The 24,755-nt window shown below is 30.9% G+C and carries 22 protein-coding genes; 7 read left to right on the top strand and 15 right to left on the bottom strand.

Translation table 11 applies throughout. From position 1 onward, the window contains the following. Nucleotides 1–35: 35 nt before the first annotated feature. On the bottom strand, nucleotides 36–2,879 hold the full coding sequence (locus tag K4897_RS08305) for an FmdE family protein (protein ID WP_250416015.1): 2,844 nt from the start codon (nucleotides 2,877–2,879) through the stop codon (nucleotides 36–38). Between the two features lie 453 nt (nucleotides 2,880–3,332). Here K4897_RS08305 and K4897_RS08300 point away from each other — a divergent pair, with 453 nt between their 5' ends. Both K4897_RS08300 and K4897_RS08295 read left to right on the top strand, forming a co-directional pair. Further along, the gene (locus K4897_RS08300; protein ID WP_250416013.1) at nucleotides 3,333–3,953 is read left to right on the top strand and encodes an energy-coupling factor ABC transporter permease; all 621 of its coding nucleotides are present in this window, start codon (nucleotides 3,333–3,335) and stop codon (nucleotides 3,951–3,953) included. Then, on the top strand, nucleotides 3,946–4,443 hold the full coding sequence (locus K4897_RS08295; protein ID WP_250416012.1) for a hypothetical protein: 498 nt from the start codon (nucleotides 3,946–3,948) through the stop codon (nucleotides 4,441–4,443). Before K4897_RS08300 ends, K4897_RS08295 begins: the two co-directional genes overlap by 8 nt. Before the next feature lie 130 nt (nucleotides 4,444–4,573). Here K4897_RS08295 and K4897_RS08290 read toward each other — a convergent pair whose 3' ends face one another. The 6 genes from K4897_RS08290 to K4897_RS08265 all read right to left on the bottom strand — a co-directional run bounded on the left by K4897_RS08290 (nucleotide 4,574) and on the right by K4897_RS08265 (nucleotide 10,739). Beyond that, nucleotides 4,574–4,951: a 30S ribosomal protein S8e gene (locus tag K4897_RS08290; protein ID WP_004033374.1), complete on the bottom strand. Its 378-nt coding sequence runs from the start codon at nucleotides 4,949–4,951 to the stop codon at nucleotides 4,574–4,576. 217 nt (nucleotides 4,952–5,168) lie between these two features. Further along, complete coding sequence (locus K4897_RS08285) at nucleotides 5,169–5,555, bottom strand: adhesin (protein ID WP_250416010.1); 387 nt, start codon at nucleotides 5,553–5,555, stop codon at nucleotides 5,169–5,171. 18 nt (nucleotides 5,556–5,573) lie between these two features. Continuing rightward, on the bottom strand, nucleotides 5,574–6,737 hold the full coding sequence (locus K4897_RS08280; RefSeq protein WP_019266978.1) for an ABC transporter permease: 1,164 nt from the start codon (nucleotides 6,735–6,737) through the stop codon (nucleotides 5,574–5,576). A 6-nt stretch (nucleotides 6,738–6,743) separates the two neighbouring features. Continuing rightward, a complete protein-coding gene (locus K4897_RS08275) occupies nucleotides 6,744–7,682 on the bottom strand; it encodes an ABC transporter ATP-binding protein (protein WP_019266977.1) in 939 nt (312 codons plus the stop codon). A 4-nt stretch (nucleotides 7,683–7,686) separates the two neighbouring features. Further along, nucleotides 7,687–10,299 carry a hypothetical protein gene (locus tag K4897_RS08270; protein WP_250416009.1) on the bottom strand — a complete coding sequence of 871 codons (2,613 nt, stop codon included), beginning with the start codon at nucleotides 10,297–10,299 and terminating at the stop codon, nucleotides 7,687–7,689. 92 nt (nucleotides 10,300–10,391) lie between these two features. Further along, nucleotides 10,392–10,739, bottom strand: a complete 348-nt coding sequence (locus K4897_RS08265) for a hypothetical protein (RefSeq protein ID WP_094516185.1) — start codon at nucleotides 10,737–10,739, stop codon at nucleotides 10,392–10,394. A gap of 222 nt (nucleotides 10,740–10,961) precedes the next feature. On the opposite strand from K4897_RS08265, the gene K4897_RS08260 reads away from it, so the two are divergent. Continuing rightward, nucleotides 10,962–11,645 carry a DNA polymerase domain-containing protein gene (locus tag K4897_RS08260; protein ID WP_019265320.1) on the top strand — a complete coding sequence of 228 codons (684 nt, stop codon included), beginning with the start codon at nucleotides 10,962–10,964 and terminating at the stop codon, nucleotides 11,643–11,645. Nucleotides 11,646–11,683: 38 nt separating this feature from the next. Then, nucleotides 11,684–12,385, top strand: a complete 702-nt coding sequence (locus K4897_RS08255; RefSeq protein WP_019265319.1) for a TIGR02253 family HAD-type hydrolase — start codon at nucleotides 11,684–11,686, stop codon at nucleotides 12,383–12,385. On the opposite strand, the gene K4897_RS08250 is transcribed toward K4897_RS08255, so the two are convergent. The 5 genes from K4897_RS08250 to K4897_RS08230 all read right to left on the bottom strand — a co-directional run bounded on the left by K4897_RS08250 (nucleotide 12,380) and on the right by K4897_RS08230 (nucleotide 17,507). Then, the gene (locus tag K4897_RS08250; protein ID WP_019265318.1) at nucleotides 12,380–13,153 is read right to left on the bottom strand and encodes an exodeoxyribonuclease III; all 774 of its coding nucleotides are present in this window, start codon (nucleotides 13,151–13,153) and stop codon (nucleotides 12,380–12,382) included. The two genes, K4897_RS08255 and K4897_RS08250, sit on opposite strands and share 6 nt — an antisense overlap. Next, nucleotides 13,154–14,698, bottom strand: a complete 1,545-nt coding sequence (locus tag K4897_RS08245) for a phenylalanine--tRNA ligase subunit alpha (RefSeq protein WP_019266974.1) — start codon at nucleotides 14,696–14,698, stop codon at nucleotides 13,154–13,156. A 156-nt stretch (nucleotides 14,699–14,854) separates the two neighbouring features. Beyond that, a complete protein-coding gene (locus K4897_RS08240) occupies nucleotides 14,855–15,739 on the bottom strand; it encodes a triphosphoribosyl-dephospho-CoA synthase (protein ID WP_094516184.1) in 885 nt (294 codons plus the stop codon). 9 nt (nucleotides 15,740–15,748) lie between these two features. Continuing rightward, complete coding sequence (hemB, locus tag K4897_RS08235) at nucleotides 15,749–16,750, bottom strand: porphobilinogen synthase (protein ID WP_019266972.1); 1,002 nt, start codon at nucleotides 16,748–16,750, stop codon at nucleotides 15,749–15,751. A gap of 46 nt (nucleotides 16,751–16,796) precedes the next feature. Further along, a complete protein-coding gene (locus K4897_RS08230; RefSeq protein ID WP_250416007.1) occupies nucleotides 16,797–17,507 on the bottom strand; it encodes an endonuclease III domain-containing protein in 711 nt (236 codons plus the stop codon). A 73-nt stretch (nucleotides 17,508–17,580) separates the two neighbouring features. Here K4897_RS08230 and aroC point away from each other — a divergent pair, with 73 nt between their 5' ends. Beyond that, nucleotides 17,581–18,675 carry a chorismate synthase gene (gene aroC, locus K4897_RS08225; RefSeq protein WP_250416005.1) on the top strand — a complete coding sequence of 365 codons (1,095 nt, stop codon included), beginning with the start codon at nucleotides 17,581–17,583 and terminating at the stop codon, nucleotides 18,673–18,675. Here the strand turns inward: aroC and K4897_RS08220 are convergent. Together K4897_RS08220 and K4897_RS08215 are read right to left on the bottom strand one after the other, a co-directional pair. Further along, entirely contained in the window at nucleotides 18,672–19,595 is a 924-nt protein-coding gene (locus tag K4897_RS08220; RefSeq protein WP_250416004.1) for an MBL fold metallo-hydrolase, read from the bottom strand. The two genes, aroC and K4897_RS08220, sit on opposite strands and share 4 nt — an antisense overlap. Before the next feature lie 14 nt (nucleotides 19,596–19,609). Beyond that, a complete protein-coding gene (locus K4897_RS08215; protein WP_019266968.1) occupies nucleotides 19,610–20,530 on the bottom strand; it encodes a DUF2121 domain-containing protein in 921 nt (306 codons plus the stop codon). Nucleotides 20,531–20,899: 369 nt separating this feature from the next. Here K4897_RS08215 and acs point away from each other — a divergent pair, with 369 nt between their 5' ends. Together acs and K4897_RS08205 are read left to right on the top strand one after the other, a co-directional pair. Continuing rightward, nucleotides 20,900–22,996, top strand: coding sequence for an acetate--CoA ligase alpha subunit (acs, locus tag K4897_RS08210; protein ID WP_094516182.1), 2,097 nt, complete (start codon nucleotides 20,900–20,902; stop codon nucleotides 22,994–22,996). A gap of 75 nt (nucleotides 22,997–23,071) precedes the next feature. After that, a complete protein-coding gene (locus tag K4897_RS08205; RefSeq protein WP_250416002.1) occupies nucleotides 23,072–23,521 on the top strand; it encodes a hypothetical protein in 450 nt (149 codons plus the stop codon). A gap of 220 nt (nucleotides 23,522–23,741) precedes the next feature. Here the strand turns inward: K4897_RS08205 and K4897_RS08200 are convergent, their stop codons facing one another. Beyond that, the gene (locus K4897_RS08200) at nucleotides 23,742–24,692 is read right to left on the bottom strand and encodes an ABC transporter substrate-binding protein (RefSeq protein ID WP_250416001.1); all 951 of its coding nucleotides are present in this window, start codon (nucleotides 24,690–24,692) and stop codon (nucleotides 23,742–23,744) included. Between the last annotated feature and the right edge of the window lie 63 nt (nucleotides 24,693–24,755).

The following is a 24,755-nucleotide window of genomic DNA, read 5'->3' as shown; positions in this document are numbered from 1 at the left end:
AAAAATTAATATGCAATCCATAAATACAAAAATTCCTATTTTCTATGTTTCATATAACCTACACCAACTAATATTCCTACAATTAATATGACAATTACTACATATGGCATATAATCTGGATTAATGGATTTAGCTGGAGATTTTTTAGAAACTTCATAAGATTTACCATTATCAGAACCTAAATCAGCACTGCTTGGATCTAATGCATTATTTGAATCGCCAACATTAGAATTACTACTTTGCGGTGTGTTACGATTATTATAAACACCTGCACTGCTTGCTGATGAATGAGATATTTCATTAACATTAGAGTTGGAATTAGAGTTAGTATTATTGTTAACATTAGTATTAGTGTTTGAATTGTTATTCTTTTCTAACTGTTTTAACAAATCTTCTTTAGTTACTGAACCGTCAAGACTCTTAATATAAGACATAGTGTTTAATTCACCAGATCCTGACTTTAATAAATTAAATTGCTCAGCAGTAATCCATTTTTCTTCACTGGTTTTAACAACAAATTTTTCTAAAACATTTGGATTATTTATTCCCTTGTATAAATCAATGAATGCTTGAATTTGAGCAGCGCGTTTTGCTTCAGAAGTAGCATACATACTAGTATCTACTTTAGGCCATTTAAATGAAACAATAACAACACGACCAATATTTAAATTATTATCCCAAATAACTAAAGCACCCTCATCAGTAGCTCCCTCCACATATGCAGAAGTTACATCAGAATCAGGTAATTTTTGAACAAAATAAGTTCCCATACCCGGAGATACACCTAACAAATAAGTCAAACTATCATCTTTACAATAAGTACTAGATGCAATGTAATTATATGATTCATTTTCACCTAACGGATGATTCTGTTGAATATAATCAGTTATGAAAAATCCAGGCTGTACACCCGGACAAACATGATTATGGTATAAAAAAGCCATTATTTGATCAAAATTAGGATTTGATTTCCATGCATTTGCAATAGATTGAATATTATTCCAATTTTTATCAGGCATGAAAGTTTTTTGAATTGCTTTTACTTTTACAGAATTGTTTAAAGTTTCAATCCCAATATCAACAACATTACTTCCATTTAATTCACCGACAAACCATGTTCCATCAGGATTATACCTTAAATAAACTGAGTATAAAACATCAGAATTAGGATTACGCAATATAAATGTAAACCATAATGGTTTCCATAATGCCTGGTGATATTGTAACAAGTTTTTACTGTATAGAGTTGCACCAGCAATTTCATGAAGTCCATCACGTATTACAACAGTTTCTTTACCATTTAAATAAACATAACCTGCAGAAGTAAATATACCTAAATCCACATTATCTTTACCTAAATTAATATTTAATTCCTTTTTAAAAATAGCATTAGCTTTATTGAATGCTTCATAAGCAATATTTTTCATTTCTTTATCAGATAATGAAGCAGACCCATTAGAAGAAACAGTTCTTGTTGCTTTAGGTAAATTTAATGATAAAATATAATTCATATCTAATCCATGAGAATCAATAGGATCAATAGATACATTACCATGAACAACACTTTTTGCAGTTCCCATCAAATAATAGTATTGTTCTTCAGTTAAATTAGTAAATTCATATAAAAATGTTGCTAATTCTTCAGGATTTTTATTAATTTTATTAATCCACCAAGTACAATATTTTAATTCTTCTAAGCTTCCAGCATCAGCATTAATACCAGTTTCGGCTTTAAAATCAGCTTTTATCTTCTTAGAATCAAAACTCATTATAATTAAATCACCAAATAATGATTTTGCATCCCATCTAATAAAACCAATCATGTTTTCAGTAGCACCAGTTGCAGTGGTGTCAATTCCAACATATGAAGTTTTACCAATTGTAGCATCTAAGAAAAATAGTACTGCATCATCATCAGAGCCTCCAGGAACTCCTAATATTTTGTAGGAAGTAACATCAGCTGGAGATCCTCCACCAGTTAAAGTTTCTTGAACTGGAGGATAATATTTTATTAAAGCTTTGACAATACTGTAACCACCAAGTGTACCTTCACAGATATGTCCATGAAATGCTGCTTCCTGAAGTACTTCTCTAGAAACACCTGCAACCCATCCATTAGCTAAACTTGCAAATGACCAAGCATTTTGACCATGAATAGACTTGAAATAATTATTCCATTGTTCTCTGGTCATATTTTCAGAAATTGTACCTAAGTAAGAATAAGATCTTGAACCGTTTTCATAAATTACTGCTTTTAATTCATTTCCTCTTTTAACAATAAAAGCAAAATCAATTGGATTAACAGCAGTGTCACGCAACATTAAAACATTTGAATATTTAATTTTAGTTCCGTAGTTTAAAATAGCTTCAAGAGCATCTTCAGTTGATTTACCATTTAACTTGGTAACTCCTGCTGTTGTTACAACAAGAATATCATCAGCAGTTTTAAAGTCCAATAACCTGTCTGCATCAGCAGTTACATCACGACCAAGTTTATATGCATCACTAGCTTTTAAATTAAAAGTAATGGAATCACTGATAATCTGACTTTGAGAGATATATCCTGCAGTCAAAGCAGTTATATTATACCCATTAGAAGAATTATCATTAAATGTAAGAACAAATCTGTTTGAGCTAACCAGCTCCTTGTTATATTCTATTTTATCCTCACCTGAGTAAATATAAAAATCAGGAATTACATTATTATTATCGTTTGCGTATTCGTAATTAACCTCTACATTAATTGATTTAGTTGGTGTTAATGTATCAACATTTGTACCATTAACATCTTCTGCACAAACATTGCCCATCATTAAAGCAATTAATGTCACGACCAATAATATAAACACGAATCGCTTCCCGTTATTTTTAACAACCATTAAATCAAACCTCCTTTTTAATTAATTAAACTTGTATCCACAAAAAAATGAATACAATTCTAATATAAAAAGTAATACCCATATAAATATAATTATTACGGATTATGAAAAAAAAGTAAAAATAGTATTACTTTTTTTAAAAAAAAATTGAAACCCCCTTCGTAGAAAGCACCAATAGCAATACCAAGTTATCCAGCATCACCAAATCAGTTTCAAAGACCTACAAACAGAACAATGTTCATAATATTCGTTAAACCTATGGCAATTTAATTAATATACCATTTAATCAAAAGTAATACTTACTATATTGACAAAGTACCAATTAACGACATACAATTAGTAAAAATGTTTAAAAAGTAATACTTTTCAATGAAAAATGGCAAAAAAGTAATAAAAAGTCTTAAATACATATTACCTTTAAATATATAAGAATATAAATGAAAAAGTGATATAATGCATATACCCGATGGAATAATAACTATAGACCAGGCACTTATCTACTGGATTTTAACAATATTAATTATGGCAATATGTTTCTATAAATTTCAAAAAGACAGTCAAAAAGACAAAAAAATTGTTTCAATGGCTATTTTTAGTGTATTTACAGTAATCATTACATCACTGTCTATTCCTTCACCTCTCGGTGTTCCGATTCATTTCTTTTTAATTCCATTAATTGCAATTATATTAGGACCACATTCCTCAAGCATAGTTGCATTTATAAGTTTAATTATACAGGCATTAGCATTGAATATGGGTGGACTAACTTCTCTTGGAGCTAATTTTATAGTAATAGGCTTTATAATATCCATAACAACATACTTCTTCTACACTTTATTTAAAGACTTAAATGAAAAGTTTGCAATATTTGGAGGAACAGTAATTGGAATTATATTCGCAACACTTGGACAAATAATTATATTATTAATATCTGGAACTATGAGTTTAAACGCATTACTTGCAACATTGCTTCCATTTTATTTATTTATATCAATAATTGAAGGAGCTGCAAATGTGGTTATTATAAGTGCAATTAAAACTATGAAACCTGAAATAATGGAGATTAATGAGTGATACTATGAATAAAAAATATTTAATTATAATTTTATTAATACCTTTAATCATGTCTGCTGTATACGGACATGGAGTTGATGTAACTGCTGATACAATGGTTATCGCAGATGAAACAAACGGACAGTTAGCTAAAGACATAGCTGATTCAAACGGAATGAATATCAGTGTTTATAAATTTACTTCACAGGCTGATGTAGAACATATTTTAGAACACGCTGTAAACAACACAAACAAACGCATATTAATGATAGCATATCAGGACAGCGGAAATGAATTTTTAAAGAAACATTCAGAAGTATCTGATAGGGTTATTGTAGTTGACGACGTTAACAATGATACAATAGAAGACGGGTTAAATAAAATAATGAATGCGCCAACACAAAATGAAGAGTCTCAAAGTTCATTTGCTGTGCCGTTATTCATTGGATTGATAATAGGTATTCTTGTTGGTGCTCCAATTGGAGTACTTTTAATGAAAAGGAAAAAATAAGGAATGAAAATTCCTTTAACTCCTTTTTTAAAAAATAAAGTATAAATCTAAAATAAGCATAAAAAGAAATTTTATAAAAGCTAATTTTCTAATTTTAGTAAAAAAAGTAAATTTAAATAAAATAAATTATTTAAATTAAAATTCCGTTAAGTACACCGTCTTGACCAGGTCTAGAGGTTACTTTTGCATTACCTTCAGGAGTTTCTACAATAGCACCTTTGGTAATGATGTTCCTTCTTACATAGTTTGGGTTTGCAGAGTTTTCAATTACACCTAAAACATCTACAACTTGGGATTTACCAGTAGCAGGATCAGTTAAATTCATTTTATTAGCAGTAGCTAATCTGAGTTTTTCGTTTCCTCCACGGGTTCTGATTTTTTTCAATCTTTTTTCATCTACTCTAGTTTCAGCTGGATCTCTACCTAATTCAGCTTTCCTTTTTCCACGGTTTGCAACATTCCTTGCACCAGATGGTAATCTAGTTGATTTTCCTTGAGAAATTGCCATTATTTCACCTAATAAATATAATTAAATAATAATCGCGTCATTAAGCCTCTTTCATTTAAACTGTTGTGACAAGAAGATAAATAACAATTTAAATCTTGAGAGCAATAAAGAGTCTTAAAGAATAATGATAATAAAATATTACTCTTTCATTATATATAAATGTTTTATTTGCCTTTCAAAATAAGAAAAATTTGGATTTTTCTAAAAAAGAAATTAGCTAGTAATCACAAACTGAAATATTTTGTGAAGTACTAGATCCCTTATAATTACCGTCACCTGAAAAAACACAATCAAATGAATAGACTCCTGGAGTAACATGCATTCCAAAGGTATTTTCCCCACAAGCATCTGTTGTAACATTAAAACTGTTTTTTTCACCTAATACATCAGTTACAATAATTTCAACAGATTTATTGTTAATTGGTTTATTATAAGCATCACTTAATCTTAAAGTAAATGAATCTCCATTATGTAAATTAGAATCACTCATAATCTTCAAATTAGTTTTTTCCTGAGAATATTCTAATGCATAAATTGAAACAATAGCTAAAGCAACTAATGCTACAATAATAATGCAAATATAAATCACATTCTCTTTATCCATAATAAACCAAACCTTAAATTAATTTTCCCGTGAAATTTTTCTATTAAACAATAGAATACTTATACCTAATAATATAATTCCCATTATTAATATAATTATTAGGTTCATAACTATTGCATCTAAACCCTGGCCATAAGTCAGAACCTGACGAATTGCAGTAATTGCCTGATTCCAAGGTAAAATCTCATAAATCTGTATTTGCTGATTATTTATAGTAGCTATAACACAATCAGGTAATGGAATAAATGCTCCTGCGATAAAACTTAATGGAACAGCAATAATTGGAGAAATACTTGAAGCCTGTTTTGCATTTTTTGATAAAGCTACAATTATCAAAGCAACAGCTACTGAAGAAAATGTAGTTACAATACCTACAATACAGGCCAGGAATAAAGTATAAATTCCCCCTTCCCATTTAAATCCAACTAAAATAGCTACCAAAAGCATTATAATTACCTGAATGACACCTACAAAAGACCATGAAATTAAATTTCCAAGTACATAATCTCTTGTTTTCATTTTAGAAAGTCTCAAACGTTTAATCATTCCACTTTCTTCTTCAGTAGCTACATTAGAAGCAACTACCGTTATAGTCATTAAAATTGCAAATACAATCAAACCTGGTGCATATAAATCAAAGGTAGAAGATGAAGAAATATTCAAGTCTTCATATTTTAGCTCAATTTCCGGAATAGTTTGACCTGCAACCTTATTTATAATTTGTTTAGAGAATTCTGAAACAATTCCTGAAATAACACTACTTCCAATACCATAATCTGCATCAATCGGATTTCCTTTAATTACAATCTCCCCTAAACTAGACATATTATTTCCCATATCACTAGTAAAACCTTGAGGAATAATCAGAATTGTAGAAACAGATCCGTTTTCCAGCATTTTTTGAGCCTTATCTTCACTGCTAACCTCATGAACTGTAAATAAACTTTCATTTTCGCTGGAATTAAAGTCTTTAATTACTCCAACCAACTCATTTCCTAAATTAACCCCAGATGCATTGTCATGATTAATGACAGCTATATCCACATCACTTTCCACATTATCTCCAAAACCGATACCGAATATTAACATGAATACTGCAGGAAACAATAATAAGAAGAATAAGTTTTTCTTATCTCTAATTAACTGTTTAAAATTTAATTGGACTATATCAAATATTTTCATTTTAACTCACTCTCTTAATTGTCTTCCTGTTAACTCAATAAATACATCTTCCAAAGTATTTTGACGTATGCTAATATCTACTATTTTAGAATCATTACTTTCAACCAAATGTATTATATCAGGAAGTTTTTTAACTGCATCCAACAAAACAAGAATTATTTTTTCATCAGCTTCAAAGATATTGTTTAAATCAGCAATACTTTTAAGTTTATTGATAATTTTAGTATTGTCTTCAGAATTATCTAATTCAAGTTGAACAGTGTCTCCATTACCAATTATTTGTTTTAATTTCTTCGGAGTGTCTAATTTTAATAATTGACCATGGTCAATAATAGCTACCCTGTCACTTAACATATCTGCTTCATCCATTAAATGAGTAGTTAAAATAACAGTATGGCCTAATTCCTTCTGATGGAGAATATAATCCCACAGCAATCTTCTAGACTGTGGATCCAAACCTTCTGATGGTTCGTCCAAAACAACAACAGATGGATTATGAATAGTAGCCATAGCTATATTCATTCTACGTTTCATTCCTCCAGATAAAGAGGACACCAATTCATCTTTTTTATCTGTCAGATGTAATTTTTCAAGAATTACCAGTATCCTTTCTTTTAAAGTCTTTTTTGGAATATCATACATTTTTCCTATCATGTACAAGTTTTCAAAGCAGGTTAAATTGTTCCACAATACAACATCCTGCGGACAAATTCCTATTTCTTTTTCATCAAGATATGAAGAATCCTTTCCATTAAATAATATATTTCCACTTGTAGGTTTTAATAATCCTACCATCATATTAATAGACGTGCTTTTTCCAGCACCGTTTGGACCTAAAAATCCAAATATTTCGCCTTTTTTAACTTCTAAAGACAGATTATTTACAACTGCAATCTTATCATATTTTTTAACGACATTTTGCAATTCAATTACAGCATCAGACATTATTTTAACCTCTCCCAATAATTTGACCAGTAAGAGGATTAATTTCTATAACATCTGCAACAGCCCCCTTTTCATCATAGATATATGCATGATAATTATCACCATTTAAAAATGGAGTGCCCGCATAATATCCGTCATCATATTCCTTAAGAACAGAATTTACTGTATGTGTAACAGCAATAGGAACATTATTCTCCTGTGGAGCCATAACTAAAATCCTATTAGATATTACACAATCATTACAATAAGTAGAAATAATATATTCACCCGGATTTAATCTAATATTCAAACTGGCTTTACCTTTGTCATTAGATACTTTATTGTAAAATACTCCGTTAATATTGAAAGTAACACTTTGATTAGCTAAAGGATTTCCGCATCCGTCAACAACAGTTGCTACAAAAGAATTTCCCTGAGTTATATTTCCGTCTTTGGCAATTACTGTTGGTAAAACAGTAATATTATTGGAAACCATGCACTCTTTGTAAATTGCAGTGACAATGTATTTTCCAGGGTTTAAATTAATATTTAAAGTAGCTATACCTGATGCATTGGTTGCTTTAGTGTAAAAGACTCCATTAATATTAAATACTACTTTTTCACCTTCCACAGCAACACTGCCGTCATTATTAAGTAATTTAACTGAATATTGTGAAGCATTTCTAAAGTATTTTACAAGTTCTTTATTATCTGCAATATTCGGTTTAACAATGACCTTGTTTCCTATTTGTTCACCATTAACAGGATTTATAGCTGTAATAATATAATTTCCTGGATATAATCTAATATTTAAACCAGCTATTCCCTTATCATTAGTTGTTTTGGTATAAAAGACTCCGTTAATATTAAATGTAACATTAGCATTGGTAAGTAAATTACCTTTAGCATCTACAAATTTGGCGCTGTACTGGGTTTCATTTCTAAATATTTTAACTATGTCAGAACTTGAAATAGTTGATTTGACATTTAAAATAGAATTAACTGTAAGGTTATCTTCCATATAACAGGTTGTAACATTGTAAATATTGCTAACTAAATTAATAGACATTGCAACAATACCTTTTTCATCAGTTACACGATTCATAGTAACTCCGTTAATTGTAACAGTGATATTTTTATTAGCTAATGCTTTTCCTGTTTTGTCAGTTAGTTTAATGATTAATTTAGTTCCGTCATGATAATACATTTCAACATCAGGAACTGTTAAAATACTTGCAATATTTTTAACATTAACATTAACTTTCTGAATTTCATTGTCAACATATGCATGGACAGTATAATCATTTTCAACACTGCTTTTAAATGTTGTAGTGAAATCCAAAGTACCGTTATTGTTTTCTAAAACTCCGCCAGTTGCATTTAATTTAATAGCTCTTAAAGGAACATCTGCATGTACTGCAGTTTTATTCCAAACTAAATCAGCCTTTAAAGTAATCTTTTCATTGACTTCAACAGTTTCAGGATTGGCAGTGAAATTTAAAACTGCAAAACTTTTAGGAACTAAAATATTAACTAATGTAGATGCCCAATTAGGATTATTGCACCCCCACCAGTTATTGTCAAAGTACACTTTCGTAAAATTGCTGTATACCGTATCATTGATAAATACGGAGTTAGATACATTACAGGAAGTAGCTATTAAAGTTATAGCATTGTCTACATCTGAATTATTAATAAATTCGCACCCATAGGCAAATACGGAAGCTGAACCTCCCATATATCCACTATGTGAAAATATAGCTCCTGCACCTCTTGCTGCATAATTGTCAACAAATGATGAATTGTAAATTTCCATATCGGCACAATCCCACTGATAGATAGCTCCGCCATAGCAGTCTTTATAAACTCCGTCAGCACGATTTGCTATAAAAACAGAATTGCTTACTTTTAAATTACCATTTATATTTTTAATAGCTCCACCGTTTCTTGATGCAAAATTATTCACAAAAGTAGAGTTGCTTACTTTAAGTATTCCAACATTGGAAATAGCTCCGCCATCACGATTGACAGCTGTATTTTTTTCAAAATAACAGTTTACAACATTCAGTTTTCCTTCACTATCTATAGCTCCTCCACCATAAGCAATGTTATTTTTAAAAGTAGAATTATCAATTGTCAATTTAGCATCTTTAGATACACTAACGGCCCCACCATAGGAATAGTTAAGTTTATCTACATAATTGTTTTCAAAAACAGAATTGGAAATTAAACCATTATTTCCACCCCAGCATATTGCGCCGCCATATTCCAGACTGCCATTGCCGTTAATAAAAGTTAATCCATTTAAAACTACATTATCACAGGCAACATTAAAAATCCTGCTGGATTTATTGCCGTCAAATACTACATTACCCATTCCCTGAATAGTTAATTCATGGTTTATTGTTAAATTAGTATTTTTAGCTCCAGTATAAGTTCCTTCATTAACATAAACAGTGTCATTATCTGATGCATAACTTAAAGCCAAATCCATATTATTAAATGGATTTTCCTGTGATCCGTCACCATCAATTGTTGTATTTGTTCCTACATACCATTCGGAAGCATCATTAGCTGATGCTATCGGAATAATCAATAATAAAAACAAAGACCAAAAAAATATAATTTTTTTATTCATTCTCTCACATTTATTAATTTACTCAATTAATAGTATATTAAAAATAAATTATAAATATATATGATAATAAAAAAAAGGAGGTATTATTCCTTTTAATAATTACTATCTAATAAAAAATTAAGATCTGGAATCCCATAAGTATTTTCAAATTCATTATTATAAATTTTTACCCCATTTACAAAGATATCAAAGTATATTGAAAGACCATCACAGCCAATACCAATTTTAATATCAGATTCTTCTAAAATTTCTTTTTTAACATTTAAAATATCGGACGCATTATCTATAAAAACAGATACTGGACATCCATTTTTATCAATATTTATAAAAATTCCTTTATTCATTGCATAATTTGCAAAATAGCCATTTTTACCATCTATTTTCCCACAGAAAATATCATTTATTTCATCATAGCTGGAAATTAATCTTTGAGTTTTCATAACATATCACCTTACTTATTGTTATAATCTTATAAAATAAATAATTAACCAAGAAGAGCATTTGAAAAGAAATTATAAGTATTTTTTAAGTAAATAAATAATTTTTAAAGCAATATTTCTAAAACAAACAACATTAACTCAATTAAATATTTCAAAACAATAACAATTTAAATTATCAAAGCAATAATAATAAATAACTAAAATAAAATTGGTGTAAAAAAATTGCCAAAAGAAACAAAAGAACAGCTGGAATTGGAAGCTGAAATTAAAAATCAAGCTCAGAAATTCATAACCAATCTTAATGCAACACTTCCGGAAGTTATGGAATTGGAATATGAAGGATTCTACAGAAGAGGATTCTTTGTAAGTAAAAAAAGATATGCAGTTATTGAAGATGGTGAAATCATAGCAAAAGGTCTGGAATTAGTCAGAAGAGACTGGGCACCAATTGTTAAACAAACACAAAAAGACATACTGAAAGACATACTGAAAGAAGGGAACACCAAAAAAGCAATCAATACCGTTAAAAAAGTTTTAAAAAGACTAAAAAGTGGAAAAATTGAAGGAAAAGAACTGATAATACACACACAAATCACAAAACCTTTAAATGAATACAAACAAATAGGCCCTCATGTAATTGCAGCTAAAAAAATGGAAGAACACGGAATTAAAATAACTAAAGGAACAATTATCCAATATGTAATCATAAAAGGAAAAGGTTCAATTAGCCAAAGAGCAGTTCCTTATGACTATAGCGAAGGATTGGAATATGACAGAGATTACTACATAAATAATCAGATGATTCCAGCTATTGGAAGAATAATGTACTCATTAGGCTACACAAAACAAGATTTGGAAGATTTAGCACAAGGAGAAAAACAAACAAGTTTAGATGCATTTTTCTAATAAAACTTTAAATAAGACTAAAATAATAGGTAAATATAATGATGCACAATAACCCTGATGATGACCGTGTTGTATTTTTTGATGTAGATGATACTTTACTTGACACATCAACATTTGCACAAACCGCAAGAAAAGCAGCTATTGAATTAATGGTAGACAATGGACTTCCATTAGATAAAGATGAAGCTTATGGTGTTTTAAAAACTATTATAAGACAAAAAGGTTCAAATTACGGCAAGCACTTTAATATTTTAACAGAAGTAGTTTTAGGTCATGAAGATCCTATGCTTGTAGCATTAGGTATGATAACTTACCATAATGTTAAAATAGCTCTTTTAAGACCATTTGCCGAAACTATTGACACACTAATTTATCTTAAAAGCCAAGGATATCGTTTAGGTGTTATTTCCAATGGAATTACAATCAAACAATGGGAGAAATTAGTAAGACTTAATGTGTACTCTTTTTTTGATGCTGTAATCACCTCTGAAGAAGTAGGAGCAAAAAAACCAGATAAATTAATCTTTGATGTAGCTCTAAGAAAAATGAATGGTGATCCTGAAAAATCAATAATGATTGGAAATAAATTTAAAGAAGATGCACTTGGAGCCGTGAATGCCGGAATGAGTGCAATACTTGTTAATTCAGATGTTACAGAAGAAGACAGAACATACATCAGAAAAGAACAGTTAGATATCACCATTATTGAAAATATCGGTGATGTGAATACAATATTATAAATCCAGTTCCAAAGTAACCGGACAATGATCAGAACCAAAAACATCATCTTTTATGGTTGCTGATTTTACTTTATTTTTAAATTCTTCATTTACAAAGAAATAATCCAGTCTCCAGCCGGCATTACGGTCTCTTGCACGAGTTCTATAACTCCACCAGGTAAAATTATCTCCAGAATTATCAAACATTCTGAAAGTATCAACAAAACCGCTAGCCAGCAAATCATCTAACCATTCACGTTCTTCAATAAGATAACCTGATTTACCTTCACAATTATCCGGATTATAAACATCAATCGGATTATGAGCTATATTGACATCACCAGTAATGATTAAATTCTGACCCTGATTTTTTAAATCTTCAAGTAAATCAAGCAAAGCATTACAGAAGTCTATTTTATAGTCTAACCTTTTAGCATTCATTCCACTATTTGGAAAATAAATATTGAAAAGAGTAAAATCACTATATTCAAGTCTAAGTACACGACCTTCCTTATCCAGTGCTTCAACTCCCAAACCTCTAATAACATTTTCAGGTTTGATTTTGGAAAATGTGCCGACACCGCTATATCCTTTCTTTTCAGCTTCATTAAAATAAGAGTTAAATCCACTGACATTGGTTAACTTTTCAGGTATTGAATCTTCAGTAGCTCTAACTTCCTGAAAATTAATAATATCTGCATTAGTATTACTAAACCAATCCCAAAACTCTGGCTTTTTACTGGCTGCTCTGATACCATTTACATTCCAAGAAACGAGCTTAACTGACATTTATAACCTAACTCCATTTGTTGTAGGCAATTCACGAAGCCATTTAATATCACTTTTATAAAGCATACGAATATCAGAAATATCATATCTAATCATAGCTAATCTTTCAATACCTAAACCAAACGCAAGAACAGGAACATCTACACCTAACGGTTTAAGAACTTCAGGTCTGAACATTCCAGAACCTCCAAGTTCAATCCAGCTTTCCTTATCTTCAAGGTAAACTTCACATTCAGTAGACAAATAAGTGTATGGGAAGTAAGCAGGTCTGAATCTAACTTCAAAACCTAATTTTTTATAAAATTCTTTTAAAAAGCCCATTAAGTTTTGATAGTTAACACCTTCACCGCCAACAAGCCCTTCTACCTGATGGAACTCAGGCAAGTGTTTATAAGTAATAGTTTCTCTTCTAAATACCCTACCTACAGAAAACATTTTAAACGGAGCTTCATGCTCATATAAATATCTTGTTGAGATTCCAGTTGTATGTGTTCTTAAAACTGTTTGTCTTGCAACATCCTCATCCCAGTCATATTGCCATCCTGTAGAACCTGTGTCCCCACCGGTATTATGAATTTCAGCAGTTTCATCAACTAATTTCTGATCTGGCAAATCACATGTCAAAGGATTTTTAACATAAAAAGTATCCTGCATTTCACGGGCTGCATGATCTTGAGGCTGGAATAAAGAATCAAAGTTCCAGAATGCAGAAGCTACAATAGAACCATTTTCCTCACTGAATCCCATGTTTAAAAAGATTTCTCTGATTTCATCAATAATTTCCCTTAAAGGATGTTTTTTACCTGGGAAAATTTTTGGAGCTTCAGCATTAATATCATAAGGACGGTATTCCAAATCTTTCCATTCCCCGTCTTTTAATTGTTGGTGTGTTAATTGAGTAGCTTGTTTTTGAATAGTGAAACCTTCATTTAATATAGCTTCACCTTTATCTAATATTTTAAAAGAGTGTGAGGTGTTCTTTTTAATATTTAAAATATTTTTCCTGTCATTAAGTTTTTTAAATCCGTCTAATAATTCAGGAGGTAAATTACTTTTAATAGAATTTTTAGCTTCCTGCAAATGTTTTAATAACTTTTCATCAGTTCCTAAGATTTTAAAGGATTCCTGACCATGTTCAGTAATAGTTACAATGCCTTTATTGATTTTAGCCCAATTTTTACGAACTAACCAGCCAATAGCTATGTTAGTTTCTTTTTTATCAATATTAGCATCTTTAGCTAAATCTCCCATGTTCATTTCTTTTTTGGAAGACAATACTTTAAGGATTTTACGTTCTGGAAGTCCCCCATCTGCATATTCATTTCCATTATCAGTTAAAGAAATAACTTCTTCAACATCCTTATCCACTTCAATAATATCCTTAGAAGCAAGGGAACCTGCTGCACTCATAACAGATTTAATATCCATTTGCGTATTTTTAGCTATTTCCTCAGGAGTTGCATCAGGATTAGTTTCCAATTCTTTTAAAAGTTTTTTCTCATAAATATGTAATTCACTAATGGTTTTTTTAATATCCCCACTCATTTAAACACCTTAAATAATAAATAATATTATAATATATGTAAATAGAATTTATAAATGTTAGCTAAAAATAGCTTTTATTTAAAAAGAGGAATTGGAAAAGAAATATTTTAATTTAAGTATGGGCTTTGAAGATAATAAAAAAAGAAAAAAAAGTATTTAGAAATATGATTCCAGATAGCTGACAAAAATAGAAGCTGCAGTTAAATCAGCAGTAGTTCCGGGATTTAATTTGTTTTCATATAAATAATTATCAAATTCATTTAATTTATCTGAAAAACTGCCATCATCCTTAAATAAAAGCAATTCCTTAGCCTGAGATGAAACCTCACTGGCTTTTTTGTCACCATATTTTCTTGAAATTAAAGTATCCGGAATTTCAGATAAAATAGTTAAAAAGGTTAAAACACATGCATCATTAGCTTTCATGGTTTTTCTCAAATCACGGTAAGTCGGATAACCTTTTTCAAAAACAACAGGCATTCCCGTAGTCATTTCATTAGCTAATCTGTCCCATGGTGCAGAAATCTCTAAAACATCAAACATAGTTTGTTTATTTGCCCTTAATTCTTCTTTTGCATTTTCACTAGCTACATCATACTCATCCTGATCACCCATTCCGCCGGCATCTGCAATGTTAATTGCATCATACAAATCCACTGCATCTTCCACAGTAGTTGCTTCCATTAATTGAGAAGTATTTTTTCTGAGCTGAGAAAAATCATCACTGATAGCTGCCCCGCAGGCTATTGGAGTAATCATCATTACAATTCCAAGATTTGTATTATTAGCTATCCATTTATCTGTTTCTTTTACAGCATCCAATATGTATTTACCTAACCTTGCATTCTGAAGACAGTTTTTATTGACTTTTGAAGTTGCTTTTTCAATAGTATCCCCAATTACAATTCCACTTATTATAAAGTCTTCAAATTCCATATCTTCAAAATCACGGGTTCTATGAACATTTCCAGGCTTTGGATATCCACTTACTTCTAATGCTGAAGCTATTTGAGCTATTTTAGCTATTGTTTTTGAATCCATAATATCAACTTAAAGCAAATCATTTAAAAGCACATATGATGCAAAGTTAGTGATTATCAGGTCTGATCCTGCTCTTTTAATAGAGATTAAACTTTCCAAAATTGCATTTTCAGTTAAAAATCCTTTTTCAATAGCTGCCATAATCATTGAGTATTCCCCACTTACATTATAGCTAACTAAAGGTAGTGTAAATTCTTCTCTGATTGTTTTAATAATATCCAGGTAAGGTAAAGCAGGTTTAACCATTAAAAAGTCAGCACCTTCAATAACATCAAGTTCACATTCCCTAATTGCTTCTAAGGCATTTGCAGGGTCCATCTGATAACTTTTACGGTTTCCGCAAGTTGGTGATGAATCAGCTGCTGCTCTAAATGGTTCATAAAATGCAGATGCATATTTTGCTGAATATGACATAATCATAACATTATAAAATCCATTTTCATCCAATGCAGTTCTGATAGCATCCACTCTGCCGTCCATCATATCAGAAGGAGCCACTATATCTACACCAGCTTTAGCATAAGAAACAGCTACTTTAGCAATGTATTTCAATGATTCATCATTTAATATTTCCACTCCGTCGTCAGTATCGTCATTTTCTTTAATTAATCCGCAGTGTCCGTGAGAAGTGTATTGGCATAAACATACATCACCGATAACAACAAGATCTGTCTGTTTTTTAAGTTCGCGAATTGCTCTTTGAACTATTCCTGTAGATGAGTAATCCGGACTAGCCACTTCATCTTTACTTTCAGGTAATGGAACTCCAAAGACAATAATTGATTTTAAACCTTTTTCTTCCAATTGTTTTGCAAATTCAATACCTGCATTTAAAGAATACCTGTATTCTCCAGGCATTGATTCAATAGGTTCTTTTTCATCACCTTCAAGTTCTTCTTTGAAAAAAATAGGATAAATCAAATCTTCTTTGTCCAATTTAGTTTCACGAACAATATCTCTGATTTTAGAGTTTTTTCTATATCTTCTCATTCTTGTAACTGGAAATACCATTTTTTCACCTACATAATTATTAGTAAAATATTACACTTAATATTTATCATATTTTAAATTCACTTAAAAGCGTATCTTCAATCCCGTAAGGCTTTTTTAGATAGTAATTTTTTCCATGCTCAACAATCAATGCATGATACTCCTGATATGCATTAACATCTCCATTAAAACTATCTTCAAATAATTTTTTAATATTCATATACTTTTCTTTTTCATCAAAATATCCCAAATAAGAAAATATCCTTTTAGTATAGGCATCCACTTTAAATTGCTTTTGTTTATATGCAAAAAGTAAAATAGAATCTGCTGTTTCATTACCTACTCCCTTAACTGCTAAAACTTCTTTTCTGGAAGGAATTTCACCATCTAAAGAAATATAAAATTTGGCAATATTTTTAAGATAATTAAATTTCTGATTAAAATAACCTGCAGGGCGAATAGCTTTTTTAAATTCATCTTCACAGGAATCAGCCAGTTCAAGAATATTTTCAGCTGAAAAATCACTTAAAAGACTTAGATTATTTAATGCTTTTTCTACTGAAGGCCAGGAAGTGTTCTGAGTCAGAACAGACCCCATTATAATTTCAAACTGCTCTTTCGAATTTCTTGGAAAACTATAATCTTTTGGATGATAACCTTTAACAGCACCTGTTTTAGTGGGATTTGAGCCGTCATAACCTATAATAGGCCACCATCCCTGATAGGAATATGTCTTAAGTAATTTGTCATAAATCAGATTAATATTATTTTCACTCATACTACTCAACAAAACATTTATTAAATTTATATTATATTACTATGAATATAAGATTTTTATTGGAGAAACAAATATGGGAAATACAATCGGAAAAATGTTTTCAGTAACCAGCTTCGGATCAAGTCACGGCAAAGCTGTTGGAGCAGTTATTGACGGATGTCCTGCCAATCTTGAATTAAGCTCTGAAGATATTCAAAAAGAACTGGACAAACGAAAACCTGGAACAAGCGGAGTAACAACACCACGTAAAGAAGAAGATGAAGTTCAAATTTTATCAGGAATTTTTGAGGGTAAAACTGACGGAACACCTATTACAGGAATTGTTTATAACAATAATCAGCATTCAAAAGATTACTCAATGTTTAAAAACACTCCCCGTCCATCTCATGGAGATTACGGTTGGATGAGCAAATATGGCAATTATGACTACAATGGAGGTGGTCGCGGAAGCGGAAGAATCACTATAGGTCATGTAATTGCAGGAGCAATAGCTAAAAAGCTTTTAAAAACAAAAAATATCGAAATTGTTTCTCAGGTTGTTCAAATCGGTGACATAATGGCTCACAGCAATGATTTTGATACTGTAAAAGAAAATGTTGAGAAAAATTCCGTAAGATGTGGTGATTTAGAAGCTGCTAAAGCTATGGAAGAATTAATTTTAGCTAAAAAACAGGAAGGGGATTCAATTGGAGGAATCGTTGAAACAGTAGCTGTCGGAGTTCCTGCAGGACTTGGAGAACCAGTATTTGAAAGGCTTGATGGTGATTTAGCCAGAATTCTAATGAATATAAATGCTGTAAAAGGAGTGGAAATCGGTTTTGGTTTTGATGTAGCTACAAGCAGTGCATCAGAAATTAATGATGAATACTATATTGAAGATAATGAAATTTATACCTCAACCAACAGTTCCGGAGGAATTATTGGTGGAATAAGTAATGGTATGTCTATTATTTCAAGAATCGCAGTTAAACCTACCCCTTCAATTTCAAAATGTCAAAAAACAGTTAATCTGGAAAAAATGGAAGCTGAGGAAATAAGTATCCAGGGAAGACATGACCCCTGTATCTGTCCAAGAGCAACTATTGTAGCTCAATCCAGCGTAGCTATTGTTCTTGCAGACCATATGATTAGATCCGGATATATTCATCCTTCAAATCTGGAAATCTAACCGTTTCTTCCAATTGTAAGCTCATCATTTTCCCCATTTTTTAATGAAGTCTGGTAAGTATTTTTCCTCTCTCTTCTATTTAAATCAATATTTGAACTGTGAATTTGAGAATTGACATCTTTTAATGTTTTAATTCTAATTCTTGCAGGATTTTGAGTATTTACTTCAAAAGACATCCCATCAAAAGCAGCTAATGTTTTTACACCGCTTTCTTTAGTTATTCTTTTTGCTTCATCAATTGGATCTATACTTAACATTTTAAGACCAAAGTGAGTCATAATAGCTAATTTTGGCTTTACTTCTTTTAATAACTCAATAAAATTACGTGAACATAAATGACCCCTAATAGATTTATTTCCCGGCCTAAGTACACTAGCTATTAAAATATCTGCTCCTTCATGGTATTTATGCAAATCCTCAAAATATCCCGTATCTGAAGTATAGGATATTTTAAAACCTTTATAATCAATCTGAAATCCTACACCTTCAGGGTCACCATGAACTGTTTTTGTACCTTTAACAGAACAGCCATTAATGTTTTCAACCTGATTTGGCTCCAGAACATATTTTTTAGAATGACTTTGATGATAATTTGAAATTCCCGGACCCCATCTCTCATAACCGTCAAGAACACTTTTATTTCCTAAAACAACACCATATTCTTTGGTCATTCCTCTGGTCATGGCTTCAATGAGAATTTCCGCATCATTATAATGGTCAGTATGTGCATGAGAAACAAAAACACCATCTAAGTTTCTTGGGTCAAATCCGAATTGGTAAGTTCTAACAAGTGCCCCAGGACCTGGATCAACATGATAGTTTTTCCCGTTCAGATTATCAATTCTAAAACCGCCAGTCATTCTTCGTTGACTGATAGCTGAAAACCTTCCACCTCCAGTACCTAAAAATGTTATTTTCATTTAAAAAATCCCCTTTATAAACCACATAAAATTATATCACACTTAAGATTGGATTTGTCCTTTTTAAGACATAATTTTTCATTCTGGATAACTACCTTATCTCCAAGTTCTGCATCACCATTGTCGCTGAACATAAAAACAGTTTCATTTGGTTTAGCTATCTGTTTCCAATTTCCATCAAAAGCCTGTGTTTTGCTATTTAATTTAACATGAAGCATTTTTCCATCGACTGAAACAACTTCACCAATATCTCCCTTATCAATAATTTTATCAGCTAACGCTATTTCTTTATTTTTTTGGATTAAATCTTCCTGCAGCTTTTGTCTGAATTTAGATAAAACCTTAATATCCTTGTCAATACTTACATTAAGATGTCTTTGAGCTTCTGATTTATTGAATTTAGGCTGTTTGATTAAAACATCAAACTCATTTCCAATTGTAGGTGTTTTTCTAGAAATTTCAGTTAATATCTCCTCAAAGATGTCACCCATATATTTTAAACTTAATGAAGGTTTCCATTTTTTATTTATTAGCTTTTCTGCTTCCTGTTTGGCAAATTTATTACCGAATACAATAATCGCTTTTTCACCAGCTTCTCTGGAAACAGTTTCAGAGCCTGACAGTTCCACTATTTGGTAACCCATTGTAGTTCCATAAATTCTTTTTCTGTATGTTTCAAAGGCTTTTTTAGTAGTGACTTCCCCTCTTACACAATTTCCTACAGTAGTTATTTTAGTAGCATCTTCAGTTAACTTAATTGCAATGCCATATTCATCAGCTTTCTTTTTAAATTCATCATCATTTTTTATTTTGCCACTATATAACTCGGATTCCAATGCATTTAACTGCTCTTTATTTCCAAAATAACCAATTCTTCTTTTATCACTAGCCATTACACATCCTTTTTTTCCAATATAAGCAATAATCAAACTCATTTCCTAACCCCTAAAATTAACAGTGAATAAAAATTAATTATAATAATTTAAGTTAATATAATATTATATTTATTATAAGTTATATATTTTCATCAAATTTTGATACAACTGTAAAAAAATTTCCATTAAAAAAAATTTATCTTCTAAAAATAAGCAAAAAAATTCGTTATAACACTAACCAAAGTATCAAAAGATACTGTTAAAATTATTAAAAAGATATAGAACTGTTCATAACAACAATCTTTATATAACAATAGAACATAAAATAGTAGTATAATAATTTTTAATTATTTATCATTACAAATTATAACGTCATAAAAATTATAATTTAAATAATGGTAAAAATTAAAGAACTAGGAGAAAAAACCTATGAAAGATCTCAATAAAATGTTTAAACCTGATTCAGTTGCTGTAATCGGAGCTTCAAACACCCCAGGTAAAGTAGGTTATATTATCATAGATAATATCATCTCTGGAGGATATAACGGAAAAGTATACCCAATTAACCCAAAAGGAGGAGAAATCCAAGGGTTAAAAGCATATGAAAATATTAAAGATGTTCCTGAAAAGGTGGACTTAGTAATTATGTCCATTCCTGCAGCTTTTGTAAATGAATCAATAAAAGACTGTGGTGAAGCTGGCGTAGAAAACATGGTAGTTATTAGTGCTGGTTTCAAAGAAATTGGAGAAGAAGGTGCAAAATTAGAAGAAGAATTAGTTGCACTTAGTAAAGAATATGGTATAAATATTATTGGACCAAACAGTTTAGGAATTACAGATTCCCACACTCCATTAAACTCTTCATTTGCACAAATGATGCCACCAAAAGGAAATATTGCATTTATTTCCCAAAGTGGGGCTATGATGGTAGCACTTCTTGACTGGAGTCTTACTTCAGGAATCGGATTCAGTAAAGTAATCAGTCTTGGAAACAAAGCTGGTGTAACTGAAACCGAATTAATGGAGTATTTAGCTGAAGATCCTGAAACTGCAGTTATTATCTGTTATTTAGAATCAATATCTGATGATGATAACTTTGTTAAAGCAATGAGAAAAACCACTGCTAAAAAACCAATCGTTGTACTTAAATCCGGTTCAAGTAATGCTGGTGCAGAAGCAGCATCTTCTCACACAGGTGCTTTAGCAGGTAGTGACTTGGCATTTGATACTGCTTTTGAACAATCCGGAATCCTTCGTGTAAGCAGCATGGCAGAATTGTTTGATATTGGATTGGCATTTTCCAAAGCACCACTTCCAGAAGGAAACAATGTAGCTATCATTACCAATGCCGGTGGTGGAGGAGTGCTTACTGTAGATGAAATGGAAAGACAGGGATTGGAACTTGTTCAATTTGATGAAGAAACAAAAGAAAAATTAAGGAAAGGTATTCCTGAAGAAGGTAGTGTAAACAACCCTATTGATGTTTTAGGAGACGCTCCAGTACAAAGGTACAAAGAAACATTAGATATTGTTTTAAAAGATGATCAAGTAGACAGTTTAATCATCATGGTTTGTCCTACAGCATCTGCAGACCCAGACGGAATTGCAGCTGCAATCTTAGAAGAAAGAGAAAAATTCGGAAAACCTATTTTAGTTGTAAATATGGGTGGACCAACCTTTGAAGCAGCAAATCATGCACTAAGATCCCACAATGTGCCTACTTATGTTTTCCCTGAAAATGCAGTAGATGCACTTGCAGCTATGACAACCTATGCTGAATTGGAACGCAGAGAAGCTGATTCCTGTATTGATGATTTAGACAACATCGATAAAAAAGCTGTAGAAGAAATATTCGCTAAAGTTAAAGCTGACGGCAGAGACACCTTACTTGGTAGTGAGGCATATGCAGTAGCTGAAGCTTATGGAATTGAAGCTGCGCCAATTAAATTAGCTACCAATGCAGATGAAGCAAGCCAATTAGCAGCAGATATGGAATTCCCGGTTGTACTTAAAATAGCTTCTGACAAAATACTTCACAAATCAGATATCGGTGGAGTAAAAGTAGGAATTGAAAGTGAAGAAGAAGCTAAAGCAACTTTCGATGAAATCATAGCTAATGCTAAAAAAGCACATCCTGACATTGTACCTGACGGTGTGGAAGTGCAAAAAATGATGGAAACCGGTCAGGAAGTAATTGTCGGTATGATTAAAGACAAACAATTCGGACCAATGATTGCATTTGGTATGGGTGGAATTTACGTTAACCTTATTGAAGATGTATCCTTTAAATTAGCTAACGGTATCAGCAGTCAGGAAATTGATGAGCAAATCAATGACACTAAAGTTAGCGAATTGCTTAAAGGTTACAGAGGAGAAGCACCATGTGATATTGATGCTGTAAAAGAAGCTATTAAAAGAGTAGCTAGGTTAACCTTAGACTTCCCTGAAATATCCGAATTGGATATTAACCCAATTTTCGTATACGAAAACGGATCAAGTGCTCTTGATATAAAAATCAAATTATAATTTCTCATTTGAGAAATTACTCTTTTTTTCTTTTAAACATTAGTTGGAGGTTATACTATAACTAATGAAATCGATTTGGAATTATATACCATAGCTATAACCAGATTAAACACAGGATTTCAAAATATCGGTGAAATAATTCAAAAAAATGCAGATGAACTTCAAAATAACAATCCTGAAGCTATAAAAATATTAACTGAAGAAATTGAAAACACAGCTCCATCTTTTAAAAATAGTGCCAAAGACTTTAACAGAATGTATTTGGATATTGTAGACAGCTTAAATCAAAAAGAAGTTAATTACAATGAATATGAACCATTTTTTAAATATATAAATCAGATATTTCCACAATACAGGGAAAGTCTTGTAAAAAGTATTGACAATTTAAAAAATATCCGAATAGACAATTCCGAATTGAACCAAGCTATTGCAAATCTGGATAATGCAATTATGGAAATCGTAAATACATTTACAAACTTGTTAAAAATAGCTATTGATTATGTATCTGGGGCAAAAGATATTTAAAAAAACATTGAAATCCATAATTTAAATTAAAACTTGCTTTGATTATATTAAAGTGAAAATAAAACTTTCAAATATAATCATAGCTACTTCTTTTTATTTTGCAATCAAAACATTGTTCAAATTCTTCAAATAGGATACTGTAACTTTCAGCAGCAACAGAATCAAAATTTAAAAAAAATAAGGGGAATGTAACTTATAAAAATTACATTCAAAAGATAAATTAAGCAGTTACATCATAAAAGATTTTTTCTGCAGGGATTTTTTCTTTTAAGACACCTAAATCAACTTCAATATTCATGAAGTCCAATACTTTTTGTTTGTATGCATCATCCAATCCTGAAACAAAATTGATTCCGCTTAAAGATTTTTTCTCAATATCAGGATTAGCTACTATATCTTTTGGTAATTGGGATACTGAATCGTCAGGATTTTCTTGAACATATTTAGTAGCATTATCATGGATTTCTACAATTTTTTTAGCTTCATCAGGATGTTCTTTTAAGAAATCATCAGATGCTGCAACTACACAGCATGGATGTCCAGGTATGATTTCAGATGAGTCAACCAATTCAGTATTGCCGTTTTCAACTGCAGTAGTTACAAACGGTTCATAAGTTAACATACCGTCAATCTGATTAGATTTTAAAGCATCATTCATTGAAGGAACTTTCATTGCAGAAACTTTTAAATCTTTAATATCAATATTATTCTGATTTAAATAATATTTAAGCAACATATATTGAATGGAAGCTTCTCCAGGAGTAGCAATGGATTTGCCTTCTAAATCCTGAACAGAAGTAATTCCTGAACTGTTACTTACAACAATTCCACTACCTTCAGTCTGTACACCAGAAATAACTTTTACTGGTACACCTTTTTCTATTGAAGACAATACTGGAGTGATACCTACATATCCAACATCCACTTCACCACTAGCCATAGCGGTCATTAAGTCTCCACCATTATTGAATTGAACTAATTTAGCATTAATACCTTCTTTTTGATACATGTCTTGAGCGTCAGCAATGAATAAAGCTGCATCATGATCACTTGGAAGATAACCGATAGTTACTGTACCATCATCTTGATTGGAGTAAAACATATATGCTCCAGCTGCAATAATGATAACAGCAACGATTATAACAATAGTTATAATTGATTTTTTATTCATATCATCACCATAATTAAATTACAGTAATATGTATTAAAAATAGCAATATATAAAAGTTTCTGA

The sequence above is a fragment of the Methanobrevibacter sp. TLL-48-HuF1 genome (assembly GCF_023617305.1).
Lineage (GTDB): Archaea > Methanobacteriota > Methanobacteria > Methanobacteriales > Methanobacteriaceae > Methanocatella > Methanocatella intestini.
This window is presented reverse-complemented; position numbering and strand designations above follow the sequence as displayed.

What these genes read in the sequence shown, in the direction of transcription:
- K4897_RS08305 (WP_250416015.1), bottom strand. Translation starts at nt 2,879, where the DNA reads ATGGTTGTTAAAAATAACGGGAAGCGATTCGTGTTTATATTATTGGTC.
- K4897_RS08300 (WP_250416013.1), top strand. Translation starts at nt 3,333, where the DNA reads ATGCATATACCCGATGGAATAATAACTATAGACCAGGCACTTATCTAC.
- K4897_RS08295 (WP_250416012.1), top strand. Translation starts at nt 3,946, where the DNA reads ATGAGTGATACTATGAATAAAAAATATTTAATTATAATTTTATTAATA.
- K4897_RS08290 (WP_004033374.1), bottom strand. Translation starts at nt 4,951, where the DNA reads ATGGCAATTTCTCAAGGAAAATCAACTAGATTACCATCTGGTGCAAGG.
- K4897_RS08285 (WP_250416010.1), bottom strand. Translation starts at nt 5,555, where the DNA reads ATGGATAAAGAGAATGTGATTTATATTTGCATTATTATTGTAGCATTA.
- K4897_RS08280 (WP_019266978.1), bottom strand. Translation starts at nt 6,737, where the DNA reads ATGAAAATATTTGATATAGTCCAATTAAATTTTAAACAGTTAATTAGA.
- K4897_RS08275 (WP_019266977.1), bottom strand. Translation starts at nt 7,682, where the DNA reads ATGTCTGATGCTGTAATTGAATTGCAAAATGTCGTTAAAAAATATGAT.
- K4897_RS08270 (WP_250416009.1), bottom strand. Translation starts at nt 10,299, where the DNA reads ATGAATAAAAAAATTATATTTTTTTGGTCTTTGTTTTTATTATTGATT.
- K4897_RS08265 (WP_094516185.1), bottom strand. Translation starts at nt 10,739, where the DNA reads ATGAAAACTCAAAGATTAATTTCCAGCTATGATGAAATAAATGATATT.
- K4897_RS08255 (WP_019265319.1), top strand. Translation starts at nt 11,684, where the DNA reads ATGATGCACAATAACCCTGATGATGACCGTGTTGTATTTTTTGATGTA.
- K4897_RS08250 (WP_019265318.1), bottom strand. Translation starts at nt 13,153, where the DNA reads ATGTCAGTTAAGCTCGTTTCTTGGAATGTAAATGGTATCAGAGCAGCC.
- K4897_RS08245 (WP_019266974.1), bottom strand. Translation starts at nt 14,698, where the DNA reads ATGAGTGGGGATATTAAAAAAACCATTAGTGAATTACATATTTATGAG.
- K4897_RS08240 (WP_094516184.1), bottom strand. Translation starts at nt 15,739, where the DNA reads ATGGATTCAAAAACAATAGCTAAAATAGCTCAAATAGCTTCAGCATTA.
- hemB (WP_019266972.1), bottom strand. Translation starts at nt 16,750, where the DNA reads ATGGTATTTCCAGTTACAAGAATGAGAAGATATAGAAAAAACTCTAAA.
- K4897_RS08230 (WP_250416007.1), bottom strand. Translation starts at nt 17,507, where the DNA reads ATGAGTGAAAATAATATTAATCTGATTTATGACAAATTACTTAAGACA.
- aroC (WP_250416005.1), top strand. Translation starts at nt 17,581, where the DNA reads ATGGGAAATACAATCGGAAAAATGTTTTCAGTAACCAGCTTCGGATCA.
- K4897_RS08220 (WP_250416004.1), bottom strand. Translation starts at nt 19,595, where the DNA reads ATGAAAATAACATTTTTAGGTACTGGAGGTGGAAGGTTTTCAGCTATC.
- K4897_RS08215 (WP_019266968.1), bottom strand. Translation starts at nt 20,530, where the DNA reads ATGAGTTTGATTATTGCTTATATTGGAAAAAAAGGATGTGTAATGGCT.
- acs (WP_094516182.1), top strand. Translation starts at nt 20,900, where the DNA reads ATGAAAGATCTCAATAAAATGTTTAAACCTGATTCAGTTGCTGTAATC.
- K4897_RS08200 (WP_250416001.1), bottom strand. Translation starts at nt 24,692, where the DNA reads ATGAATAAAAAATCAATTATAACTATTGTTATAATCGTTGCTGTTATC.